We start from the raw sequence: 22,206 nt of genomic DNA on the forward strand, positions 1-22,206 counted from the left end.
CGAGCGCCTCTTTCCTGCGTAGATACAAGCCAACGCCTCAAGGAGATCGGATTTGAAGCTGAACGACGAGGAAAAAGCCATGCTCGCCGGAGAAATGGGCTTGGCAAGACAATGGGCAATGGATCACCAGGTTAAAGTCGGGCGTATGTTCGATGCGCAAGATTTGGTGCCAGTCAGCCAAGCCCACATGATGGGTGATCCCGAGTCAGTAGGGCTGGCCGGCGTAGAGTTCGTCGAGCGGTTCTCGGCGTTGCCCGAGGCACAACGTCAGGTAAGGGTGCCGACGATCACGGACCCGCGTGGCGTCGATCTCACCTATTACGATCCGCTTGGTCAAACCGAGGAAATGGCTGACCTGGAACGCCGCTTTGTGGCCGCCTGTCGCAAGCTGGGGATCATGATGACCGATACCTGTATCAACTACCAGACAATTATGCCGCCAGTGATGGGCGATCACGTGGCCTATGGTGATACCGGCGTCGTGATCTATTCGAACAGTGTTTGTGGTGCCAGATCGAACTTTGAAGGCGGGCCATCAGCCCTTGCGGCGGGGTTGACCGGGCGAACACCGCGCTACGGGCTGCATCTCGACAAACATCGCCGGGCAACGCGCAGATATCGTGTGTGCGAACAACCGAATGGTCTGACAGACTGGGGCGTGCTCGGTGCCGTAATCGGGCGCAAGGCAGGTTCCTATTGGGAAATCCCCGTTGTCGAGGGCATTGAAAAGGCCCCGACCTCGGATCAACTCAAGCATATGGGTGCGGCCATGGCCAGCTATGGCTCGACGCCACTATTCCATATTGTTGGCATCACACCGGAATGTGGAACGCTAGCCGATGTCAACGCCGCGAACCTTCCCGTCGTTGAAATCGGCCAGGCTGACCTCGATCTCCTGCGCCAGCCCTACGGCGGGATCGGCGAAAAGGTCGATGTCGTCGTCTTTGCCGCACCGCAGCTCTCGCTGGTGGAAATGCAGCAGGTCGCCATACTCTGCCAGGGCAAAGCCATCAGCAAGGATACGGCTCTCATCGTTTGCACCGCGCCAAGCGTATATATCGACGCGCAGCGAATGGGCTACAATGAAACCATCGAAAGTTTTGGCGGCAAAGTGCTGCAAGGCACCTGCTTTTATCAACAATACGCCCGTGAGATAGGCGAGGCGAACGGCTGGAAGCGTTTGCTCTCCAACTCCGCCAAGATCGTGAATATTCTAGGTGGCTACGGCTATCAGCCAGCGTTGGCCTCCATGGAAAAATGCATCGCATCCGCAATCGCCGGAGAGATTGTCTGATGTCCATCCAGTTGAGATGCCATGTCGGGATTGGCGAAAAGGTCGAGGGAGAAGCACTGGTTGCTGACGACAACTTCTCCGCGCGCTACGATTTAAACCGGATCACGGGGGTCTTTTCCCGACCGCAGCACAAGCTTTACGGCGAAACCTATAGTGGCAGGATATTGGTGCTCAACACCGCGAAAGGTGGCGTCGCTTCGGCCTGGATGTTGCACGAAATGGCATCTCGCAACCTCGTGCCCAAGGCGATTATCTTCAATGCTGCAAACACTATCCTGGCGCAGGGTGCCGCCTTCGCCGATTTGACCATGGTTGACAGATTCGAGGATGGCGACGTCACCGGGCTAATTCAGACTGGAGATAGCCTTGTCGTAGATCCCGTCAAGGGCATTGTCACCATCACCAATCGCTAGTACATGCCGCCCAAAAGTGTGCAGCGGTTTTTCAGACAACGACATGCATAAAAACAAAGGCTTGAAGCACCCTGCATGAACCCCTTTAGACTCGTCGCGTTTTAAGGCGCCGGAGTTCCTGCCGTCGCGTCACTATTCGCTGATATTGAAGCTTGATAGCCAGCGGCGAAAGCGGCAACTGCGGGTTTTTCTGAAAACGCCTTGCTTGAGAGAACGTAATAGCAGCGGTCAGTGTCCATCTCATGGTCGTGGAGCCTGACCAGACGCTTGGTCTCGAGGTCGTTTTCGACCAAAATCATATTGGCCAGAGCTATACCCTGACCATGTGCCGCCGCGTCAAGCATTACGCCTTCGTCGTCGAAATACAGCTTGTTGGTTTCCTTTACGCAATTGATGCCGGCAGTATGAAACCAGGCGGACCAGAACCCCCCGTCGATTGGCTGAAGCAGTGTATAGCCGAGAGGACCTTCCGTCTGGCTGAACATGAACTCGCCATGCGTGCCTTCCGGTCGTCCCACCGGAAAAAGCTTGCCTGTTCCGAGTTTTTCGGCGTGAACGTCGGGCCAGGAACCGTCACCCCAACGGATGGCAATGTCGATATCTTGCCGGTCGAAATCTACAGGATCGTTGGATGCCAGCAGGTTGATCTTGATTTGCGGATGAAGCTGCCTGAACTCCGCAAGGCGTGGCATCAGCCATCGTGAAATGATCGACGCGGGTGCGTTGATGCAGAGAATGGTAGATTCGCCTGGATTGTTGATTTGCGAGTAGGCCTGAACGATCAGGGAAAGCGCTTCCGAAACGGCACCGGCGAGCAATCTTCCCTCGCGTGTCAGTTCTACCTTCCTTGGCAGTCTATGAAACAACCGGATATCGAGCAGATCCTCGAGTTGACGAATCTGCTGGCTCACCGCCGAAGGTGTAACGCAAAGTTCGTCAGAAGCTGCCGAAAAGCTCCCATGTCGGGCCGCAACGTCAAATACTTTGAACAGGTTCAAAGGAGGCAGCCGCAGTCGATGCTGCTCCTCCTTCGCCTCTGGCGGCCGGCGCGGGGATATCACCATTGGCGCGTCATCCTCCGTTCCTTCGCCCGCGACGCAGAGGCACTATCCCGTGGCGGAAACTTGTTGCACATTTTGCAGTTCATGCAGGTGCGGAACCACAGCGTAGCCAAAACGCTCCAGGGATGCGAGCGTCTCGCGTCTACCAATGCCAGCAAATCCCATGAGGCAAGCAAGATGAGTGGGTTTGAGCGCCTTGATTTCCCGGTTGAGCCTTTCGACGCAATAGCTGGCCGGGCCGATGACTGCGTTTTGCTGAAAGTCTTCGAGTGGAGGCTCGTCATTCAAAGGCATGAGACGAATGAACGGGCCGCCATCCGTTGACTTGAATCCGGTGGTCAAAGGCACGGAGGCGCGGGCAAGATCGCGCACGCATCGCGCAGCGTGCTGTGCATCGCGCTCGTCTTCGGTAACGTATATGAAGCGCATGAGGCCCAGCGGCATATCCTGGTCGGAGCCCGTGGCATTTGACCAATGTTGCGCAACGCTGTTGCGGAGTTTTAGGGCTTCATCCAAACCTCGATGACCATAGCTCATGAACGGAGTGTGCCCGCTCCGGGCAGTTCGCGCAACGATTTCCGGATTTCCGCTGGCGACGAACATTCGCGGCTTTGGAAGCCCCAGCGGGCTGACCGCAAGCTCTGTGCGCGGAATGTTGAAGTACTTGCCCTGAAAGTCTATGACGCCGGTATCCAAGCCCTGCTCGATGATCGACCACACCTCCAGCATGCGGGCGTGCCGCTCCGATATGTCAACCCGGAAGCTTTGAAACTCATGGGGCTGGTAACCGCTTCCAAGCCCGACAACAAGTCGCCCGTGCGTCAGCAATTCCGCAAAAAGAATTTCCTGGACGATACGTACCGGCTCGTAGAGCGGAAGCGCCAGCACAGCCGTTCCCAAGTTGATGGTCGACGTTTCCGACGCACAGTGGGCAATCATCATCAGCGATGATGGACAAATCGAGTGATTGGAAAAGTGGTGCTCGGCAAACCAGGCGATATCAAAGCCGAAATCCTCGGCCATCTTGACGCTGTCGACTGTGGTTTTGACGACCGAAGAGGGTGAGACGTTGCGATCATACAGTCCCATCAAGTTGAACAAGCCTAAGCTGACCACGCTGCAACCTTCTTGGTTCTTCTCAATTGGCAACAATTACACGGCCTGCCAGACGGCACCCATGTCCACTGTGACCATCCTATCGCCATTGCGCGTCGACAGACAAATTAGTTTCAGTACCAGAGCCGCAACGGACAGTAATCCATGCCACGCGCATGCGCTCAAGTTAACGATCCAGTAAGAAAATACCGCTTGCGATCACCTGCAAATTACTGAAACGCTATGCCCCCAATAAGGCTAATAATAATAAGGGGAAATCAGCATGAAATCTCAAGCCAAAGCGCTGTTTATCGTACCTGTCGTTGCGAGCCTGTTTGCGTGGCAGGCAGCGCCTGCAGCGGCGGAATCCAGCATTGTCCTCGCGTGCTATCCTGGGGCTCCGGAGAATTTCTTCAGAAGCGAGGTGATCCCGCTTTTCGAGAAGAAATACGACACGCGCGTTTCCTACCTCACAGGAAATTCAGCTGCCACCATCGCCAAGTTGCAGGCACAGAAGGGCGATCCCCAAATCGACGTTGCCTGTATAGATGACGGGCCAATGGTTCAGGCTTTCGGCATGGGGCTGCTGGAACCGTTAAACCCGTCCGATTTCTCCAATGCCGATCAAATTCAGGATGTATCCAAACTTTCCAACCAGATGGGATTTGGATGGGGACTGTTCCGGTTGGGCATTGCGTATAATCCTGAGCAATTCAAGGAAAACGATATTCCGACACCCGATAGCTGGAAGGATTTGGCCGAACCGGCTCTCAAGGGACACGTCATCGTCAGCTCTATCTCGATAAGCTATACCCAGATTCTGCTCACGCTGCTTGCCAAGACTTATGGCCAGGACACATCCGATGTCGACGCTGCGTTCAAAGGGATGGGTGAAATTCGGCCAAACGTCTTTACGTTCGACACCACTGCCGATCTGACGTCGTTTTTTCAACAGGGAGAAGCCTGGGCCGCCGTCTGGACGGACAGCGAGACTTACTCCTATGTTGCGCGCACGGATTTTCCTTTGAAATTCGCTTTCCCAAGGAAGGCACCGCGGCGATTCAAGCGGGCGTATCTGTCATTAAAGATGGCAAGAATACCGCGGCGGCCAAGGACTTCGTGAACTTTCTCATTGGCTCCGAGGTACAGGAACTGATGGCGCAAAAACTCGGGTGGCTTCCAGTCAACAAGAACGTCGAACTGCCATCAGCGATGAGTTCCATCATTGCGTCTCCAGATGGCGCGGGCGACAATATCGTCCCCATCGACTGGACATATCTCAGCAAAGAAAAGCCAGCATGGACCGAACGCTGGAACAAGGAAGTGGAAATCGAATAGTTCGCGGATCTCATATCCAGCAAATGTAAGATTTCATTTCTCATGCCAGCTTTCGGCTCCGCCATAGCTGTTTCCAGATCGGCACGGCAGCGGTCGCAATCTCTCGACCCTGCCCCCTGCTGTGGTTCACCGATCTGGAAGCGCCGAAAGCTCTGGAAACAGGGCGGTCTCGTGCATGGAGGCGGACCGTGTACGAGACGCAACAGCAAACCGGCTGGCGCAATTCGGGTGAATTTTGCTGGATGGATATAGAGCATCAAGAGATGTTGAGGGTAGTGGATGACAAGCAGCGGCAAATCATCGGAATCGCAGCACGCGTCTTCGACCGGCTTCCCTAAAGGGTGCGCCTATATCGACGGAGAATACCGCGACATCAGCGAAGCAAGGATTTCAGTTCTCGACTGGGGTTTTCTCAGGTCCGACGCGACATATGACGTGGTCCACGTCTGGGAGAACAAGTTTTTTGTCCTGGAGCGCCATCTCGACCGCTTCCTGAAAAATCTTGGCCGCATGCATTTGCAGTTGCCCTTCGACAGGGACGGTCTCGCCTCGATACTTCATGAATGCGTAAGGCGTTCTGGACTGAGCAACGTCTATGTCGAGATGATATGTACCAGAGGGCGATCGGCAAGCTTCAGCCGCGATCCGCGAGATGCCGTCAACAATTTCATCGCGTTCGCCATCCCCTTCGGCTACATCGCCAATGAGCACCAGCGCCAGCATGGATTGAACCTGGCCATCAGCGATATCGTGCGAATTCCTCCGCAATCGCTTGACCCGAGGATCAAGAATTACCACTGGCTCGATCTGGTTCGGGGCATGTTCGAGGCTTACCAGCGGGATGCCGACCACACAGTGCTCGTTGACCTCGAAGGCAACATTACCGAAGGCCCGGGCTTCAATGTCTTCTGCGTCTCACAAGACGAACTCATCACACCGGCATCCGGAGTGCTGGAGGGGATCACGCGCAGCGTTGTTCTGGACATAGCCGAACAATTCGGGGTGCAGGCGACGCAGCGCAAATTGTCTCCCGACGAATTGCGCCATGCTGATGAAATTTTTGTGACGTCAACGGCAGGCGGCATCGCTTTTGCCGCGAAAATAGACGGCAAGACGATTGGGAATGGCCAAATGGGCCGCCTGACCAACCGGCTCTACAAGCAGTATTGGAAGGTTCACAGCGATCCGGACTGGACAACGAAAGTCCACCCTTTGGCAATGTAACTGCAACAATGAAAAGCGAAATGAATCAGATGTTTGACCTGACAGATAAAGTTGCATTCATCACCGGCTCCGGGCGGGGAATGGGGCAATCACATGCTTTGGTTTTCGCGCAAAGGGGCGCCAAAGTTGTTGTTCATGACCTTCTGGAAGAGCGCGCCAAAGAAACATGCGAGCTCGTGGAGCGCGCCGGCGGCGAGTGTATCTCGATTTGTGCAGACGTTTCCAACGTGGGGGCGATGAAAGAGGCGGTCCGCGAGGCAGAAAGTGCGTTCGGGAGAATAGACATTCTCGTCAACAATGCGGGCATATCTGCGGAACGATCGGGTATCGAGGGCATCACTGAAGAGCTGTTCGACCGCATGATCGGTATTCATGTCAAGGGAACGCTATTCACGACGCAAGCAGTCATTCCAGGCATGAAGGAACGCAGATCTGGCAAGATCGTCAACATTGCCTCGATCTGGGGCATGACCGGTCATCATTTCGGTGCCACCTATTGCGCGGCCAAGGCCGCTCTCCTCGGCCTGACCAAGGCCTGGGCCAAGGAATTCGCTCCCTGGAACATCTGTGTAAACGCTGTTTCGCCGGGTGCCGTTGCCACCAAGATGCAGATTGAGGTGGACGGCGAAGAAGTAGTCAAGAAATCGGCCGACCTCATCCCGTTACGCAGGATTGCGAGGCCGGAAGAGATGTCAGCGGCGGTTCTTTACCTGGCAGCGAGTGGGTCGGACTTCGTCACAGGCCAGAATATCAGTCCAAATGGCGGTGACACGATCGTCTAGAAAATCCTGTTGGCGCAGCTCTGTGCGCTGATAGCCAACAGGGCTTGGGAGAATTAGATGCAATTCGGGATTTTCAATCTTCTGCCTCAACCAAGTGAATGTGTAAGCGTGCACCAATTGGCGGTCGAAGCGGTGGAGCAAACACGACTGGCCGAAGATATGAATTTTGATGTGTCATGGTTTTCAGAGCATCATTTTTCGAACTATTCGATGATCCCCTCTCCCTGATCATGTCAGCGTATTGTGCCGCCAATACCAGCAGAATTCAGGTCGGAACTGCAGTGCTTGTTGTTCCACTTTATCAACCGCTGCGCCTCATCGAGGAGATCGCGTTCGTCGACCAGCTTGCAGAGGGGCGTCTCGTGATCGGGATAGGCGGTGGTTATCAGGAGCATGAATTCAGCAAGTTCGGTCAAAAGCTTGAGGATTCGGCCGAGATGGTCGAGGAATTCCTTGACCTGCTTGAGATGGCTTTCAGTCGCGGCTACGTTGAATATAGCGGAAAATTTCACCAATATGGATCAACGCCGATGGCTATTCAGCCTTTCGAAAATCGCATGCCGCAGATTTTCGTTGCCGGATTGACGAAGGTCCAGAACCTGCAACGTCGAATCGTGGAACGAGGTTTCATCCCGTTTCTAAGCCAAAATCATAAGCCTGCGAGCGACATCGTTCCCATGCGCCAAGCGGTTGAATCCATCTGGAGCGCGGTCAACACGTCCAAAGCCAATATGCGCATTGCCACGCAACGCTTCATATTCGTTTCGCGCGACAAGGACGAGCAAAGGAAAGCCGCCTCTCAGGTTCTCTACACATTGCGTTTGGGCGCGGCACTCAGAAGAGGGTCGGATGGAGTTGAAAAGGGCCGGATTCTGGAGGTACCTTTCGACGGGGAACCGAGTGTAGACGATATTTTGAAGCACGCCCCGATCGGAGATCCCGATCACGTGCTGGAAGTGCTCGACAATGACATCGAGACCCTGATGCAGAGCCATCTCAGTTGCATTTTCAAGTTCGGAAATCTTCCACATGCCAGCGTGATGAAATCAATGACAGCGTTCGGCAGCGAGGTCATGCCGAGACTGGCTTGTGGTGCAACCCAAGGACACTCGGCATGAGGCAACAAGTTCCGCAAACGGCTGGCATGCAAAATGCGGAACGATTAGACCACCAGTTGTCGGAAAGCTTTCTACGCATCAGCGATCTGACCGTGGCTTATCATTCGCACCTGGCTGTCGATAATTTGACCATCGAAATCAGCAAGGGCGAAAAACTTTGCCTGCTCGGCCCGTCCGGATGCGGAAAGACGACATGTTTGCGCTCCATCGCTGGATTCCTGACACCTGGAGCCGGCGATATTTTCATCGGTGAACGCTCCATGAAAGGGCTCAATCCAGAACAGCGCAATGTCGGCATCCTGTTCCAGAATTACGCCCTGTTTCCACATTTGACCGTGTGGGACAACGTTGCGTTCGGCCTGCGAATGAGAAAACTGCCGAAGGACGAGATTTCGACGAAAGTGCATCAGGCGCTGGATCTGGTCAAACTCAGTGCAGCAGCAAACAAGATGCCGTCCATGCTGTCGGGTGGAGAGCAGCAACGCATTGCGTTTGCGCGCGCCGTCATCATCGAGCCCACACTTCTGCTTCTCGACGAGCCGTTCAGCAATCTCGATGCCAAACTGCGCAAGACCATGCAACGAGAGTTGAACGAGTTGCTGAACCGTCTGGGAATTACGACTCTTTTGGTGACGCATGATCAAGAAGAAGCGATGACGATGGCTGACCGCATCGCCGTCATGCGTGCGGGCAAGATCGAACAGATCGGGACGCCATCTGAAATCTATGATCATCCGGTCAACGAATTCGTTGCCACGTTCATCGGCGGTATCAACACGCTGAAAGGGGTGGCGGACAGTTTTGATGGCAAGACGCGTGTGGACCTGCCTGGCCTCGGAAGCATTGACATCGCGAATGCCGAAAATATCACCGGACCGGTCAAGGTCATGGTGAGACCGGAACGGTTGGAGCTTCGCGCTTCAGGCGATGCAGATGCCGGCGGCTTTGAAGCAACCATTGAGCAGGTCACCTACATTGGCAGCCGGCGGGAATACGAGGTCAGCCTCGCGGATTTCCTGGTGCAGGTTTCCATGGCGGCTGGCGAGGCAAAGGATTTCACCAAGGGGGAAAGGGTGAGATTAATATGGGATACGAATAGCAGCCTCGTTTTCCCCGATGAGACGCGCTGATGACCCAGGTCCCCAACAGAACCCTCCGTTGGTGGGCGCTGGTGATCGTACCGGCGGCGGTCTTCGCCGTTTTCTATGCAATTCCGGTTATACAGCTATTTCGGTCGAGTTTTGACAGATTCGATCCGATTCACGGCGCAATTCAAGACATAAGTGCTTCGTTTTACATAAAATTTCTTACAGATAGTTTTTATCTGGGAGTCCTGTTTCGTACAATTCGGATATCTATAACCATTACTATATTATGTATAATACTATGCTATCCTATCGCGTATTATATTGCCAGATTTGATGGAAAATTGCGCTCACTGGCGATTGTGATGCTGGTAATACCCCTCGTTTCAAGTCCAGTTGTTGTTGCCTATGGCTGGTTGATACTACTTGGACGGCAGGGAATCATCAATGACGTGCTGTTGTATTTGGGTGTTGTCGAGACCCCCGTGAAAATGATCTACCGTGAAGGCACGTTGGTTACCGGCCTTGTTTATGCCAATGCGGCGTTCATGGTCTTTGCAATTTCCGCATCAATTCGCGCTATCGACTGGAATCTCGTTCTGGCGGCATGCAGCCTCGGTGCGAGTTCGCGCAAAGCGTTTCTCTTGATCGTGCTTCCGCTTAGCCTGCCAGGAGTCATAGCCGGCAGTCTCCTCGTTTTTTCCTTGAGCATGGCGGCTTATGCAGTACCGGCTCTCATTGCCGGGCCCCAGGTGAAGGTCATGTCGACCCTCATCTATCAACAGAGCATGGCCCTGCTGAACTGGCCTTTTGCTGCTTGCATGTCGGTCATCTTGGCCGTGTGCACGACCGGCGTTCTTGCGGGGTGGCATTCCAGCCATCGGCTCTATGGCATGTTTAAGGAACGAACAAGAATGGAGGATATGAACCGCAATGTTGCGTAAGAACATCCTGCTTTCAACTTATATTATCATTGCTCAAATCTGTCTTGTTGCACCGATTGTCGCGATCGTGATGGGTTCACTGACGACGACACAATATGTTGTCTTCCCGCCTGAGGGACTCACGCTGAAGTGGTACTGGACAATTTTCGACCGTCCGGAAATGGTCAGTTCGCTTCTCATCAGCCTGTTCGTCGCGTTCGTCGCCGCAACTATGGCAGTGTTGCTCGGGTTTTTGGTCTGCGCCGCCCTTGTCCGCTTCACCTCGCGGCTGAACTGGGTGCTGTGGATTCTGGCGGTCTCATCGATGATGATCCCGTCGGTGGTACTGGGTTTCGCGTTTCTTCAGACATACACCTATTTTGGCTTTGGCGGCACAATCACGGCTTTGGTGCTGGGCCATTTCGTCCTCGTTGCGCCATTTGCAATAGTGCTCCTTGCTACCGGACTGAGGCTTGTAAACCCCACTCTGGAAGAGGCATCCAGGAGCCTTGGTGCAAATTGGTTCAAGACCTTCACATATGTGACATTGCCGCTGATGCAGTGGAGCGTGGTGGCTGGTTGGGGGCTGGCATTCCTCGTCTCTTTCAGCGACGCCTCTATTTCCATCTTCCTGAATTCGCCTCAGGTGACGACTCTGCCAGTCCGCATATTCGATGCCTTGCGCTTCTCACCGCTGGACCCCCAACTCACGGCAATCACCTCCATGCTGGCGATAGCGACATTGGTGGGTTTGTTCGCCGTTGCAAGTTTCCTGGATATCGGCAAGACGCTTGATCGCGGTATGGGCAGTTGATGCGTCATGCGCGTTTCCAAGACAAAGATCTGTTGGAAACGCACCACACAAGAAGTGGAAGTTGAACCTTTTCGGGAGAAGAGTTGATGGCTGCGACAAGAACCGCGATTGTCACGGGCGGTGCATCCGGTTTTGGAGCTGGCATTGCGGCCGCGTTCATGGGAACCGGCGTAAACGTCGTGATCGCCGATCTGAACGAGGCTGACGCCGCCGCACTTGCACAGGATTTATCCAAACAGGGAACGGTCGCGAAAGCCATAGCGTTGCGTTGCGATGTAACGAACCCCAGCGACGTTGAAAACATGGTTGCCAATGCGATCGACCATTTCGGCAGCATCAACGTGCTCGTCAACAATGCCGGAACCGTTGGCGTCGGTGGAACTCTGGAACAGACAAGCGTTGACGACTTCGACCGCATTTTCAACGTCAATTGCAAAGGTGTCTTTCTTGGTTGCCGGGCGGTATTGCCGCATTTCCGGCAGTCACAAAGCGGCAATATCATCAACATTGCTTCGGGCAGTGCCTTGCGACCGCGCGCTGGCGCAGTCGTCTATACCGCCTCCAAGGGTGCAGTGATGACGATAACGCGGGCGCTGGCCGCAGAAGTTGCGCGCGATGGCATCCGCGTCAATGCCATCTGTCCATCGCTTTCACGCACACCGCTGGCCGAGTGTTATGTCAACGACAAAAGCGATGAGATTTGGGACGGATTGGCGAAGCAAATTCCGCTCGGTGGCAAATTGGTCCAGCCACGCGACATCGCAAACGCGGTGATCTTTCTGGCTTCCGATGCTGCTTCCATGATCACTGGAAGCTGTCTGGCCGTCGACGGTGGGCTTTGCATTTAGATTCGCGCGCTTCGGACGTTCGCGGACGGCGCAAATTTTTGCAGTAAATGAGAGCATCTGTCATGACCCAACAGCCTGTAGCAATCATTACCGGAGGTGGTCGCGGAATCGGCGCGGCAAGTGCACGGCATCTGGCCAAACGCGGTTTTCACGTTGTCGTGATGTCACTTTCGGATTCCGCCTTCGGAGTTGCCACGGAACTCGATGGTGTCGCAATGTCTGGTTCGGTTACCGAAATTGGTGACCTTGAAAAGCTTGTGGCTCTGGCGCTTGAAAAATATGGCCGTATCGACGCTGTCGTGACGAGTACCGGCCACCCTGGTTGGGCCGGTACACCGCAAACGAACCTCCTTGATTATGCAGAGCACGACCATTTGCTCGACATTCCAGACGACTCCTGGCACGAGGCCGTCGAAAGTCTGATCCTTCCTGCCGTGCGCATGGCGCGGCTGGTAACTCCGCAAATGTGCAAGCAGCAGACAGGTTCGATCATCAATCTATCGGGTCTGGGTGCCGTTGTGCCGGCAACCAAATACCCCTTTGGAGCCATGATTCGGCATTCACTCGCCGGATTTTCGCAGCTCTATACAGCTCATTATGCGCGTTTCGGCATACGCATGAACAATGTTCTGCCCGGTTTCATGGAAAATCTGGAATGGAGTTTTGAACTCCAGGAGAGCATTCCGGCACGCCGGCCGGGAAAGCTCGACGAAGTTGCCGCCACCATTGCGTTCCTTGCATCGAGTGAAAGTGCTTATGTCACCGGTCAGGAGCTGCTCGTCGACGGTGGCGCAGCCAGGAAGCTATAGATGGCCCGACACGGATCAGGGCAAAATTGACCGACATGCCTTGTGAAGGCGATGTTCTTGACGTCTTTAAAGCACATCGCGTCTAACGGGATTCATGCAGAGTGCTTTAAGCTTTTGTTCTTGTGCATGTCGTTGTCTGAAAAATCGCTGCACACTTTTGGGCGACATGCACTAAGCCCTTATCTCCTGTCGCTGGAACGAGACATAAGCCACGGTAAACAGGACCATGACCGTGGAAATCATGCCGGCGATCTGTGGCCATACCAGCGCGAAGCTCAGCGAAAGCGGTAGCGGCGCACCCATCACCGCACCATTCATCTGGCTGGCGAACAGAAGGCCGAGCGAACGTGTGGCCGGGTTGAGCAGCGCCAGCGTCGCCTCACCATAGAGCACATTGGGTGAAACGCGGGCGATAGCCTGCTGCAAGTTTATCTGGTGAATGGCCGTCATGGGATCAAGCGGGTCGATGGGTGCCAGTGCTCCCGCTATCAGCGGTGCCAGCATCGGCCAAAAAACGGTAAAGACCAGCCACAGCGTCAGCGCGCACAGCGCGGATGTCGCTGGCGATTTGACCAGCGTCGAAAAGGTCATCGCCACTGCCAGCCAGACGCCGGCATAAATAAACGAGGCAAACAGGAAGGCGAGACCACGCGCGATTTCCTCGCCGCTTGGCGGCAGGCCGAGCAGCAGAATGCCAAGCCCGGTGACCATCAGCCACAGCGCCAAAAGGCAGATGGCGATGACCAGCAGGCCGCCGAGGAATTTTCCGGCAAGCAGCGCGTCGCGATAAATAGGCTGCGACAGGATACGCGACAGTGTGCGGCGGCTATATTCGCCGTTGATGGAGTCGAAACCGAGGGCGATTGCCACCAGCGGGATGAGGAAGCCGAGGAAAGAGACGAAGGACGGCAGCGGCGGCTGCGCGGTGGTGAACAGGCGCAGGAACAGGAACTGGTCTTCACCGAGCGTCAACTTGATCTGGCCGATCGCGGCGTAAACGGAGCCGATCGCCGTCAGGATGACCAGCAGCATCACCAGATGTATGCGGGCCGAGTTCATATGATCGGACGCTTCCTTCAAGGCGATCGTCGACAAGCCTGCAAAGGGCGATCCTTCACGCCGCGACATCATGGTTTTCTCCTTCGAAAAAGTGGCCATAGACCTCATCGAGACTGGATCGATGGAAAGTCATGGCCTTCAACGCACCACCGGCCTCCACCACCCGGCGCGCAATGTCGACGCGCACATCGGCATCGGCATCGACGCGCCAGTTTCCGGCTTTGAGAGGCGTCACTGTGGAGATGTGCAACGCACCTTTCAGGATCTCCGCCAGATCGATGTTGCCTGCCTCCACCTCGATCACATGGGTGCCTCCGAGCACATCGGCGGTCAGGTCGTCGACCTTACCAATCAGCCCAATGCGCCCCTTGCGAAACAGCGCCACGCGGTCGCAAATCGTCTGCATCATGCCCAGATGATGCGAGGAAAGCACGATGGTGACACCGTCGGCAGCGAGTTCGCGAATATGGTCCAGCAATTCCTGCGTCGACCGCGGATCGAGCCCGGATGTCGGCTCATCCAGGATGGCGATCTCCGCTTGTTTGACCAGCACCTCGGCCAAGCCGAGGCGTTGGCGCATGCCCCGCGAAAAAGTGGACACACGTTTGTCGCGCACGTCGGCCAAGCGGACACGCTCAAGAGCCAACGCAATGCGCTTTTCGGCGTCGGCCGAGACAAGGCCGGTCAGCCGCGCGGTGTAGGCCAGGTTTTCGCGCGCGGTCAGGTGGTCGTAAAAGCCCACCTGATCCGGCAGGTAGCCGACCCGCCGTTTCACTGCCAACGACTGTCTGAACGGGTCAAGACCAAGCACTTTGATTGTACCGGCCGTTGGTTCAGTCAACCCGAGCAGAAGCAGGATGCTCGTTGTCTTGCCGGAGCCGTTCGGCCCCAGCAGGCCGAAAATCTCACCCTTGCCGACCGTGAGATCGATGCCGTCGACCGCCGGGAAACGGCCATAGTGCTTGACCAGCCCGCTCGCTTCGATGACCGGGCTCATCTGCGTCCATACCGCGTCACGGCGAAGGCGAGCATCAGCGCTGACGCGCCAATGATACCGAGGCCAGTGATGCCCCACAGAGTAGACGTTCTGACCGTTACGCGGAAGTCGGCATTGTCAGTAGCACCGCCGCTGCCATTGGCGCGGACCGACACCTTGTAGTCGCCGGCTATGGCCTTGCTGGACGGCGTCATCGAGACGGCCACTTTGGTGGTAGAGCCGGGCGCGACCTCATCGACTTTCTGCGGGCTGAACGCCACTTTCCAGCCGGATGGCGGGCGCGCGGAAAGGGCAATTTCACGAGCCGGTGCCGAGCCGTCGTTGGAAAGCGTGAAGTTGAAGGTTCGCTCCTGACCGGCGGTTGCGTCGCCGGACAGCCTGTCTTGCGGGCCGGTGAGCGAAACGGAAGGGCGGCCGGTGATATCGAGAAGCAATTTGGTGTCGGCGTTCGCATCACCGGCAGCAGCGGCGACCACGACGGGGTATTGACCGGCCTGGGTGCGATCCGGCGGTTGTACACCGACGGAAAGAGTCTTCGATTCGCCCGCCTTCAGCGGCAGGCTGGTCAGTTCCTGTGAGCCATAGCCTGCCTTGAAGGTCACCTGGAAACCGCCGGGAGCTTTCGACAGAAGATTAACAGTCGTATCCTGCTGGCCGTCATTCTTCAGATCGACCTTGAAATCAAATGCAGACTTGGCGGTGCCGCGTAGCGATGGCAACTTCGGTGCCAGCGTCAGCTTGGCCGGCTCGGTCTTGGTCAGCGTCAACTGCATGGGCAATTGCAAGGCTTTGCTGTCGGCCTTGCCGGACACCGTGAAACTCACCGGTTTGTCGATGACACCAGCCGGTGGCGTGAGTTTTAGCGTCAGGGCGACGGCGGCGTCGGAACCGGCAATTGCCGCACTTACGGGTTTTCCGCCACCATCCATCTCCCATTTCCAGCCTGTCGGCAGCCCGTCGACACCGAATTCGACACGCTGAGGCGGCAAGCCGTTATTGGCGAGGCTGAGGTCGACACTGACATCCTTGCCAGCCTGGGCCGAGAACTCCGGATAGGGCGTGGTTAGCCAAAGGCCCGGCGGCTCATGTGTGGAAAGTGTGGGCATCGAGGCGGCTGCCTGAGCGAATGCTGCGGACGGAGCCGCGGTTGCCATCGCCATCGCCATGATGGCTACGGCCAGAACTGTGGTGGGGGTATTTATCGACGAGCAAATGCGCGCAGGAATCACGTCTGCCTCCCGCAAGGAGTTGAAATCAATTGTTTATTCTGCAAAGCCTTGGTGACTTGATGCACGGTGCATCATGGACCGATTTATGACGTGAATGGGGCAAAACGCTCTGCCAATCATCCATTCACGAAATTGTGACAATCGGAAATTCTACGTGATCAGAAACTTCCACGAGGATGACTGGATCACGATGATCAAGCACTGGATGTGGGCCAATATCCGGAACCCGCTTTTTAGTCCGATACACAAATTCTGCAAACCACGGCGTTGTATTCAGGCGTGTGAAGTCGGCAACGTTAACTATGTCCGGTCTGGATCGAAGAACGAAATCGACGAATGCATCAGCATCGACAAGGGATTAACTATGGAATCAATCCCTTCTGTCAAATCTCATCCTTATACTTTACAGAACGTAAACAACTCGACCAATTGCACCTAGACGATGGCCTGCAGGGGGACAAAGACAGATGTTCGGCATGACAAAACCCAAGACTACCAAGCCTGAAATCTTGCCGGAACTGGCGGCATTTGACATGGCCGGGTTCGAGACAGAGCTTGAAGAGGCACTCGATACGTCTTCGCAAGAAGCGATAGCTCTTGAACCTTTGGAACCTCTGCCGGATGAGGCCAGTGTGAGCACCGACAGCGTCGAAACGGTCGTGCCGGAACTGAAGCAGTCCACGAGCACCCGGACCAATCTTGCAGCCTTGGCCGCATTCGAGAGCGAAATGCGCAATGCCGCCACAAGCCTCGATGCAATGGACACCACTCTGGCCGCCATCGGCGCCGCCCACGAGACGGCAAATCGCTTTCTTGGCAATCTACGCGCCGGCATCCATCGCGCGAACGATCTTGAAGAAGCCAATACCGCCCTCTCGGCCGACAACCGCCGTCTATCGGAACGTCTGGATCAGGCAAAACATCTGCAGAGCCAGCACGAAAGCTCCGACGAGGTCAACAAGCGCCGGATCGAACTCCTGATAAAGGACTATGACGAAGCGAAAGTCGCTCTCGGCAAGTCCCAGATCGAAGTGGTCGAGGTGCGCGATGCACTTGCCGATGCCGATGGTGAGAAGACGGCTCTCATTTATGAGCTGGCAACCAAATCGACCTCGGTTGATCGTCTCACCAGAGAGCTTGAACTGCTCCGCCAGAAATTCGTAAACCAGCAGATGACAAACGCCGAACTGGAACAGCGTCACGCCGACCTCGAACGCAAGCTCGAAGAGCTATCTGCCATCCGCAAGACGGAAGCTGTGGAGATGTCGGAACTGCGCATGCGGTTCGACAATACGGAAAAAGAAAACAGGCGCCTTCAAAAGCAGTCCGACCATTCTCAGGTGAGGCTTGCCGAGACGCAAGAACGTGTCATGACGCTGGATGCAGATCTGGAAGAACTCAGGGACCGTCACGCGGCAACCAGCGAACGATTCAGATCAGAAGCTGAAGTCCTCAAGGCAAAGCTGGAAACGTCGGCCAGGAAAAACATCGCCGACACAGAAGAGATCGCATCGCTGAAACAGAAATTGGGCGAGGCGGTGTCGGCCGCGAATGTTGCACAAGCCCAGCTTGCCAGTGTGAATAGCCAGATCGAGGGGCAGCGCTCGTCTCAACCCGCGCCCGAAACCACCGATCGCGCGAGCCCGAAAAAAGGGGGCCGACATCATATGCCAGAGGGCGGCCTGCAAAAAAATCGAAAGTTCCTGCTGAGGCGACCCGCGTCAACAATCTTGAAAACCGGACGATCCGTACGCGCAAGAAAAGCAGCTAGAAACTCAGACAGCCTCGCGCAGCGTCTCAGCCGTCTGAAGGTCCACGGACACCAGTTGGCTGACGCCCTGTTCTGCCATCGTCACACCAAACAGGCGGTTCATGCGCGCCATGGTGATCGGATTGTGCGTGATAATCACAAACCGCGTTTCGGTGGATGCCGCCATTTCGTCCATGAGATTGCAAAAGCGTTCGACATTGTGATCGTCGAGCGGCGCATCGACCTCATCCAGCACACAGATCGGAGCCGGATTGGTCAGGAACACCGCAAAAATGAGCGACATTGCGGTCAATGCCTGCTCGCCACCGGACAATAGCGTCATTGTCTGCGGCTTCTTACCCGGCGGGCGGGCAAGAATTTCAAGACCGGCTTCCAGCGGATCGTCCGACTCGATCAATTGCAATTCCGCGGTGCCACCGCCAAACAAATGCGAGAACAGCCGTTGGAAATGGCCGTTGACCACCTCGAAGGCGGCCAACAAGCGTTCGCGGCCTTCCCGGTTCAGGCTCATGATCGCCTGTCTCAGCTTGCGTATGGCTTCGATAATATCTTCGCGTTCGGAAACGATGGCTTCCAGCCGCTCGGACAATTCCTTTTGTTCTTCCTCGGCGCGCAAATTGACGGCACCCAGGCGTTCCCGCTCGATTTTCAGCCGCTCCAAGGTGCGTTCTGTTTCAGCCATATCGGGCATCGGGCTGTCAGCCTCCAGCCCTGTGTGGCGGATAACCAGATGCGGCGGTGTGTTCAGCACCTCCTGAATGCGGGCCTCAACCTCTTGGCGGCGTTCATCTGCCGCTGTCAGTCGCTCCTCGGCACGGGCGCGCACTTCGCGCACCTCGGCCAGACCCTGAATTGCCGCCGTCGCCGCCTTGTCGAGATCGGCTTGCTTGTTTTCTGCTTCCTGCAAACGGTCGCCAGCCGCCTTGCGCAATTCCTCGGCCTCGGAAAGCTGCGACAACAGCGTGCGGCGGCGGGCATCGATCTCGTCAGGAGCTTCGACCAGTGCCTCGCGCTCTTCAGCCGCTTCGGCCTTGCGCTCACCAAGTGCTGCAATCTGCACTGATGCATTTTCTGCACGCACCAGCCAGTTTCGACGCTCTGTTTCTATCGCTTGCAGGCGGCGCATGCGCGCCTCCGCCTCGCGGCTTAATCCTTCATGGAAGGCGCGCGCATCGGCAAGGGCTGCGCGATCACGCGAAACATGGGCAGACCCCTGTTCAATGCGTGCCTGAAGATCGCCCAGGTCGGGGGCACTACGCAGCATGACTTCCGCTTCGGCAACCACCGCTGCTGCTTCTTCATGCTCATCCAGCGCACGCATGCGCGCTTCATTCAACGCATCTCGCCGGCTTGATAGTTCGCCAGCCGCCTTTTCAGCCTGGGTAAGCGCGTTGCGGGCCTCGTCAAGCGCACGCTGGGTATCACGCCATGTCTGTCTCGCTGCCCGCTCGTCTTCGCTTGCCTGACCAATCGCCGCCTCGGCTTTTGCCAGTGCTTCCTCAGTGCTGCGCACTTGCCGCGTTGCCGCGACTGCTTCGGCGTCGAGTTCGGCAAGCCGGTTTTTGCGCCAGGCGTTGTGCGGCAGCAGTTGGTGCGTCGGCACTGGCCATCAGACCGTCCCAACGCCACAATGCGCCCTCGCGGCTGACCAACCGTTGCCCCGGGGCCAGCATGGGCTGCAATCGTTGACCGTCAGCGGCATCCACAATGCCTATCTGTGCGAGCCTGCGGGCCAGTTGGTTTGGCGCGCGAACGACACTGGCAAGACTGGCAATGCCCTCGGGCAAGGCGGGGTCGCCGAGCTGAATCGCGCTGTCACTCCAATGCACCGGCGCGCTGCGGTCGAGCGGCACGTCCAGATCTTCGCCAAGGGCTGCGCCCAGCGCCGTCTCGAATCCACGCTCAACCTGAATTTTCTCCAGAACTGCGGGAAACAGATCGCCGCTGGCGGCATTGAGTATCTTGGCCAGGGTGCGGGCTTCGGTTTCAATTCCGGCCAGCGTTGCCTTTGCATCCTGAAGCGGCCCACGCGCCGCGCTTTCTACCGCGCGGGCTTCCGTAACGGCCAGTTCAGCGTTTTCTGCAGCCGCCTCGGTTTCCTCAAGTGCGGCAATGGCTTGCTCGACCAGTTCGCGCTTTTCAGCCGGATCGGCAAGCGTGGCAATTCGCCCTGTAATCTGCGCCAATTCGCGATCCATTTCGGCCAGTTGCCGGGCAAAACGGTCGCGTCGCTCGACGGTCTCACGCAGCGTTCGTTCAAGCTGGTTGCGCGAGGCCGCAGCCTCGGCCCGTTCGGCGGTTAGCGCCGCCAGTGCTTCCTCGCTCAGCGCCAGAATTGCCCCGGCCTGCTCAAAGGCTGAACGGATGGACGCTTCGCGCTCGGCTGCTCCAGCATTTTCACTGTTGAGCCCCGTTTCTTCTTCGGCAAGGCGCTCCAGAATCTCCGCATTGTCGCTCACCATCCGCTCCTCGCGAACAATGTCGGCGTCAAGCTGCTCAAGCCGACGGTCCAACTCGGTCTGGCGTACCCGAATGCGGCCCGCTTCCTCCTCGATCTGCGATTTCGCAATCGTCAATCGCTGTAGCACAGCCGCAGCCTTGGCTTCGGCATCACGCAAATCAGGCAGGTGATGCGCCCCGATACCCTGTTCGCGCGCAGCACTCATCTGTGTTGCGGCACGATCGCCGACGAGCGATGTCGCAGCAGCGAGTGCCGAACGCGCCTCGCCTTCCTGCGTCTTGGCCAGTGTCCAGCGAAGGTGCAGCAGCGTTGCTTCCGCCTTGCGGATATCGGCCGACAAATTCTTGAAACGCGATGCCTGGCGCGATTGCCGTTTCAGGCTTTCGATCTGGCTTTCGAGTTCGCCAACAACGTCTTCCAGACGTTCGAGATTTTGTTCGGCTGCCTTCAGCCGCAATTCGGCTTCATGGCGGCGTGTGTGCAGGCCCGAAATGCCAGCCGCCTCTTCCAAGAGAGCCCGCCTTGCCTGCGGCTTTGCCTGGATAAGCTCGCCGATGCGGCCCTGCCCGACCATTGATGGCGAGCGTGCGCCGGTGGATTGGTCGGCAAAAAGAAGCTGAACATCCTTGGCTCGGGCTTCCTTGCCGTTGATGCGGTAGGCTGACCCCGCCTCGCGCTCGATGCGCCGCGACACCTGCAATTCATCCGCATCATTGAATGCAGAGGGTGCGGTGCGGTCAACATTGTCGAGAAACAGCGTGACTTCAGCGGTATTGCGCGCTGGACGCGCACCGGAGCCTGAAAAGATCACGTCGTCCATGCCCGATGCGCGCATGTTCTTGTATGAGCTTTCGCCCATCACCCAGCGCAGCGCCTCGACAAGGTTCGACTTGCCACAACCGTTGGGGCCAACGATACCCGTCAGGCCCCGCTCGATGACAAATTCACCCGGTTCGACAAAAGATTTGAAGCCAAGGAGACGCAGGCGCGAAAACTTCATGCGCGCCTCATTTCAGGGCGAACACGAGGGCCTTCCCGCTCCGAGACCGTGTGGACGTCAGAGCATCGGGTCGAGGATGGCCGACATTTCCTCAATCGACAGCGCCCCTTTGTAGGTTTTCCCGTTGATGAAGAAGGTTGGTGTCGAGTCGACCTTGAATTCGTCGGCCCCACGCTTCTGCACCGCTCTCACTTGGTCCAGAAGTTTCTGGTCAGTCAAGCAGCTGTTAAAGCTCTCTTGTGTAAAACCGGCCAGTTTGGACAGTTGGAACATCGCATCCTTGACATTTTCGGCCGCGACCCAGGTCTGCTGCTGCGCGAACAGCACATCAACCATCGGGAAATAGTTGTCGCCAGCGCAACGCGCCAGCATGAAACCTGCCTCCGCGCGCGGGTCGAAGGGGAATTCGCGCAAGATGTAGCGAACCTTGCCAGTGTCGATATAATTCGTCTTGAGTTCGGGGAACGTGGTCTCGGCAAAATGCGCGCAGTGCGGGCAGGTCATCGAGGCATATTCGACCATCGTGATCTTGGCATCGTCCTTGCCCATCGATTTCTCGGGAAGCGCGCCGGGCTTCAACAGTTCAGCCATATCGACAGTGCCCTGCGACTCCGGGGCCTTGACGGCTGGCGTCGTGGAAGCCGTTGTGTCGGCAGACGTCGCAGGCTTGGCATCTGCTGCAACGGCTTCTTCGCCGGAATCGCTGCACGCTGAAAGCAAGACAACAGCCGGTACAGCGGCAAGCGAAGACAGAACGGCTCTGCGAGAAAAGTCACGGATCATACGAATCACCTGATTACAGTTGGATTTTGCAACGCAATGGCAAGAAATAGCGAGAGTTGGCAGGAATTAAGGCATTGCCTTGCCCAATCCAACTGCGAAACT

19 protein-coding genes and 1 pseudogene are annotated in these 22,206 nt (G+C 56.4%); 13 read left to right on the top strand and 7 right to left on the bottom strand.

All coding sequences use genetic code 11. The features are described from left to right. Positions 1-52 precede the first annotated feature (52 nt). Together AC0L7S_RS02970 and AC0L7S_RS02975 are read left to right on the top strand one after the other, a co-directional pair. Positions 53-1,294 carry an aconitase X gene (locus AC0L7S_RS02970; protein ID WP_473473003.1) on the top strand — a complete coding sequence of 414 codons (1,242 nt, stop codon included), beginning with the start codon at positions 53-55 and terminating at the stop codon, positions 1,292-1,294. Beyond that, positions 1,294-1,707: an aconitase X swivel domain-containing protein gene (locus AC0L7S_RS02975; protein WP_473473004.1), complete on the top strand. Its 414-nt coding sequence runs from the start codon at positions 1,294-1,296 to the stop codon at positions 1,705-1,707. Before AC0L7S_RS02970 ends, AC0L7S_RS02975 begins: the two co-directional genes overlap by 1 nt. A gap of 101 nt (positions 1,708-1,808) precedes the next feature. Here the strand turns inward: AC0L7S_RS02975 and AC0L7S_RS02980 are convergent, their stop codons facing one another. After that, positions 1,809-2,771 carry a LysR substrate-binding domain-containing protein gene (locus tag AC0L7S_RS02980; protein ID WP_473473005.1) on the bottom strand — a complete coding sequence of 321 codons (963 nt, stop codon included), beginning with the start codon at positions 2,769-2,771 and terminating at the stop codon, positions 1,809-1,811. Positions 2,772-2,813: 42 nt separating this feature from the next. Further along, a complete protein-coding gene (locus AC0L7S_RS02985) occupies positions 2,814-3,857 on the bottom strand; it encodes an LLM class flavin-dependent oxidoreductase (RefSeq protein WP_473473006.1) in 1,044 nt (347 codons plus the stop codon). Between the two features lie 289 nt (positions 3,858-4,146). On the opposite strand from AC0L7S_RS02985, the gene AC0L7S_RS02990 reads away from it, so the two are divergent. From AC0L7S_RS02990 to AC0L7S_RS03040, 11 genes are all read left to right on the top strand, one after another. Beyond that, positions 4,147-4,986 carry an extracellular solute-binding protein gene (locus tag AC0L7S_RS02990; protein WP_473473007.1) on the top strand — a complete coding sequence of 280 codons (840 nt, stop codon included), beginning with the start codon at positions 4,147-4,149 and terminating at the stop codon, positions 4,984-4,986. Continuing rightward, positions 4,983-5,201 (top strand): hypothetical protein, encoded by a 219-nt coding sequence (locus AC0L7S_RS02995; protein WP_473473008.1) that lies wholly within the window; start codon positions 4,983-4,985, stop codon positions 5,199-5,201. The genes AC0L7S_RS02990 and AC0L7S_RS02995 overlap by 4 nt, the downstream gene beginning before the upstream one ends. 279 nt (positions 5,202-5,480) lie before the next feature. Continuing rightward, the gene (locus AC0L7S_RS03000; RefSeq protein ID WP_473473009.1) at positions 5,481-6,425 is read left to right on the top strand and encodes an aminotransferase class IV; all 945 of its coding nucleotides are present in this window, start codon (positions 5,481-5,483) and stop codon (positions 6,423-6,425) included. Between the two features lie 20 nt (positions 6,426-6,445). Next, entirely contained in the window at positions 6,446-7,207 is a 762-nt protein-coding gene (locus tag AC0L7S_RS03005) for an SDR family NAD(P)-dependent oxidoreductase (protein ID WP_473473010.1), read from the top strand. 57 nt (positions 7,208-7,264) lie between these two features. After that, a complete protein-coding gene (locus AC0L7S_RS03010) occupies positions 7,265-7,435 on the top strand; it encodes a hypothetical protein (protein WP_473473011.1) in 171 nt (56 codons plus the stop codon). A 53-nt stretch (positions 7,436-7,488) separates the two neighbouring features. Further along, a complete protein-coding gene (locus tag AC0L7S_RS03015; protein WP_473473012.1) occupies positions 7,489-8,325 on the top strand; it encodes an LLM class flavin-dependent oxidoreductase in 837 nt (278 codons plus the stop codon). Next, positions 8,322-9,455: an ABC transporter ATP-binding protein gene (locus AC0L7S_RS03020; RefSeq protein WP_473473013.1), complete on the top strand. Its 1,134-nt coding sequence runs from the start codon at positions 8,322-8,324 to the stop codon at positions 9,453-9,455. Before AC0L7S_RS03015 ends, AC0L7S_RS03020 begins: the two co-directional genes overlap by 4 nt. Next, positions 9,455-10,354: an ABC transporter permease gene (locus tag AC0L7S_RS03025; RefSeq protein ID WP_473473014.1), complete on the top strand. Its 900-nt coding sequence runs from the start codon at positions 9,455-9,457 to the stop codon at positions 10,352-10,354. The genes AC0L7S_RS03020 and AC0L7S_RS03025 overlap by 1 nt, the downstream gene beginning before the upstream one ends. After that, positions 10,344-11,147 carry an ABC transporter permease gene (locus AC0L7S_RS03030; RefSeq protein WP_473473015.1) on the top strand — a complete coding sequence of 268 codons (804 nt, stop codon included), beginning with the start codon at positions 10,344-10,346 and terminating at the stop codon, positions 11,145-11,147. The genes AC0L7S_RS03025 and AC0L7S_RS03030 overlap by 11 nt, the downstream gene beginning before the upstream one ends. An 86-nt stretch (positions 11,148-11,233) precedes the next feature. Then, entirely contained in the window at positions 11,234-11,995 is a 762-nt protein-coding gene (locus AC0L7S_RS03035; RefSeq protein WP_473473016.1) for an SDR family oxidoreductase, read from the top strand. Between the two features lie 62 nt (positions 11,996-12,057). Beyond that, positions 12,058-12,804 carry an SDR family oxidoreductase gene (locus AC0L7S_RS03040; protein WP_473473017.1) on the top strand — a complete coding sequence of 249 codons (747 nt, stop codon included), beginning with the start codon at positions 12,058-12,060 and terminating at the stop codon, positions 12,802-12,804. Between the two features lie 171 nt (positions 12,805-12,975). Here the strand turns inward: AC0L7S_RS03040 and AC0L7S_RS03045 are convergent, their stop codons facing one another. The 5 genes and pseudogenes from AC0L7S_RS03045 to AC0L7S_RS03065 all read right to left on the bottom strand — a co-directional run bounded on the left by AC0L7S_RS03045 (position 12,976) and on the right by AC0L7S_RS03065 (position 22,104). Continuing rightward, positions 12,976-13,935: an ABC transporter permease gene (locus AC0L7S_RS03045; protein ID WP_473473018.1), complete on the bottom strand. Its 960-nt coding sequence runs from the start codon at positions 13,933-13,935 to the stop codon at positions 12,976-12,978. Beyond that, entirely contained in the window at positions 13,919-14,860 is a 942-nt protein-coding gene (locus tag AC0L7S_RS03050) for an ABC transporter ATP-binding protein (RefSeq protein ID WP_473473019.1), read from the bottom strand. The genes AC0L7S_RS03045 and AC0L7S_RS03050 overlap by 17 nt, the downstream gene beginning before the upstream one ends. After that, complete coding sequence (locus AC0L7S_RS03055; RefSeq protein ID WP_473473020.1) at positions 14,857-16,089, bottom strand: NEW3 domain-containing protein; 1,233 nt, start codon at positions 16,087-16,089, stop codon at positions 14,857-14,859. The genes AC0L7S_RS03050 and AC0L7S_RS03055 overlap by 4 nt, the downstream gene beginning before the upstream one ends. A gap of 1,775 nt (positions 16,090-17,864) precedes the next feature. Next, a pseudogene (gene smc, locus AC0L7S_RS03060) lies at positions 17,865-21,321 on the bottom strand (chromosome segregation protein SMC). 57 nt (positions 21,322-21,378) lie between these two features. Continuing rightward, the gene (locus tag AC0L7S_RS03065) at positions 21,379-22,104 is read right to left on the bottom strand and encodes a DsbA family protein (protein WP_473473021.1); all 726 of its coding nucleotides are present in this window, start codon (positions 22,102-22,104) and stop codon (positions 21,379-21,381) included. Positions 22,105-22,206 lie beyond the last annotated feature (102 nt).

The organism is Mesorhizobium sp. G2-6-1 (assembly GCF_055809095.1).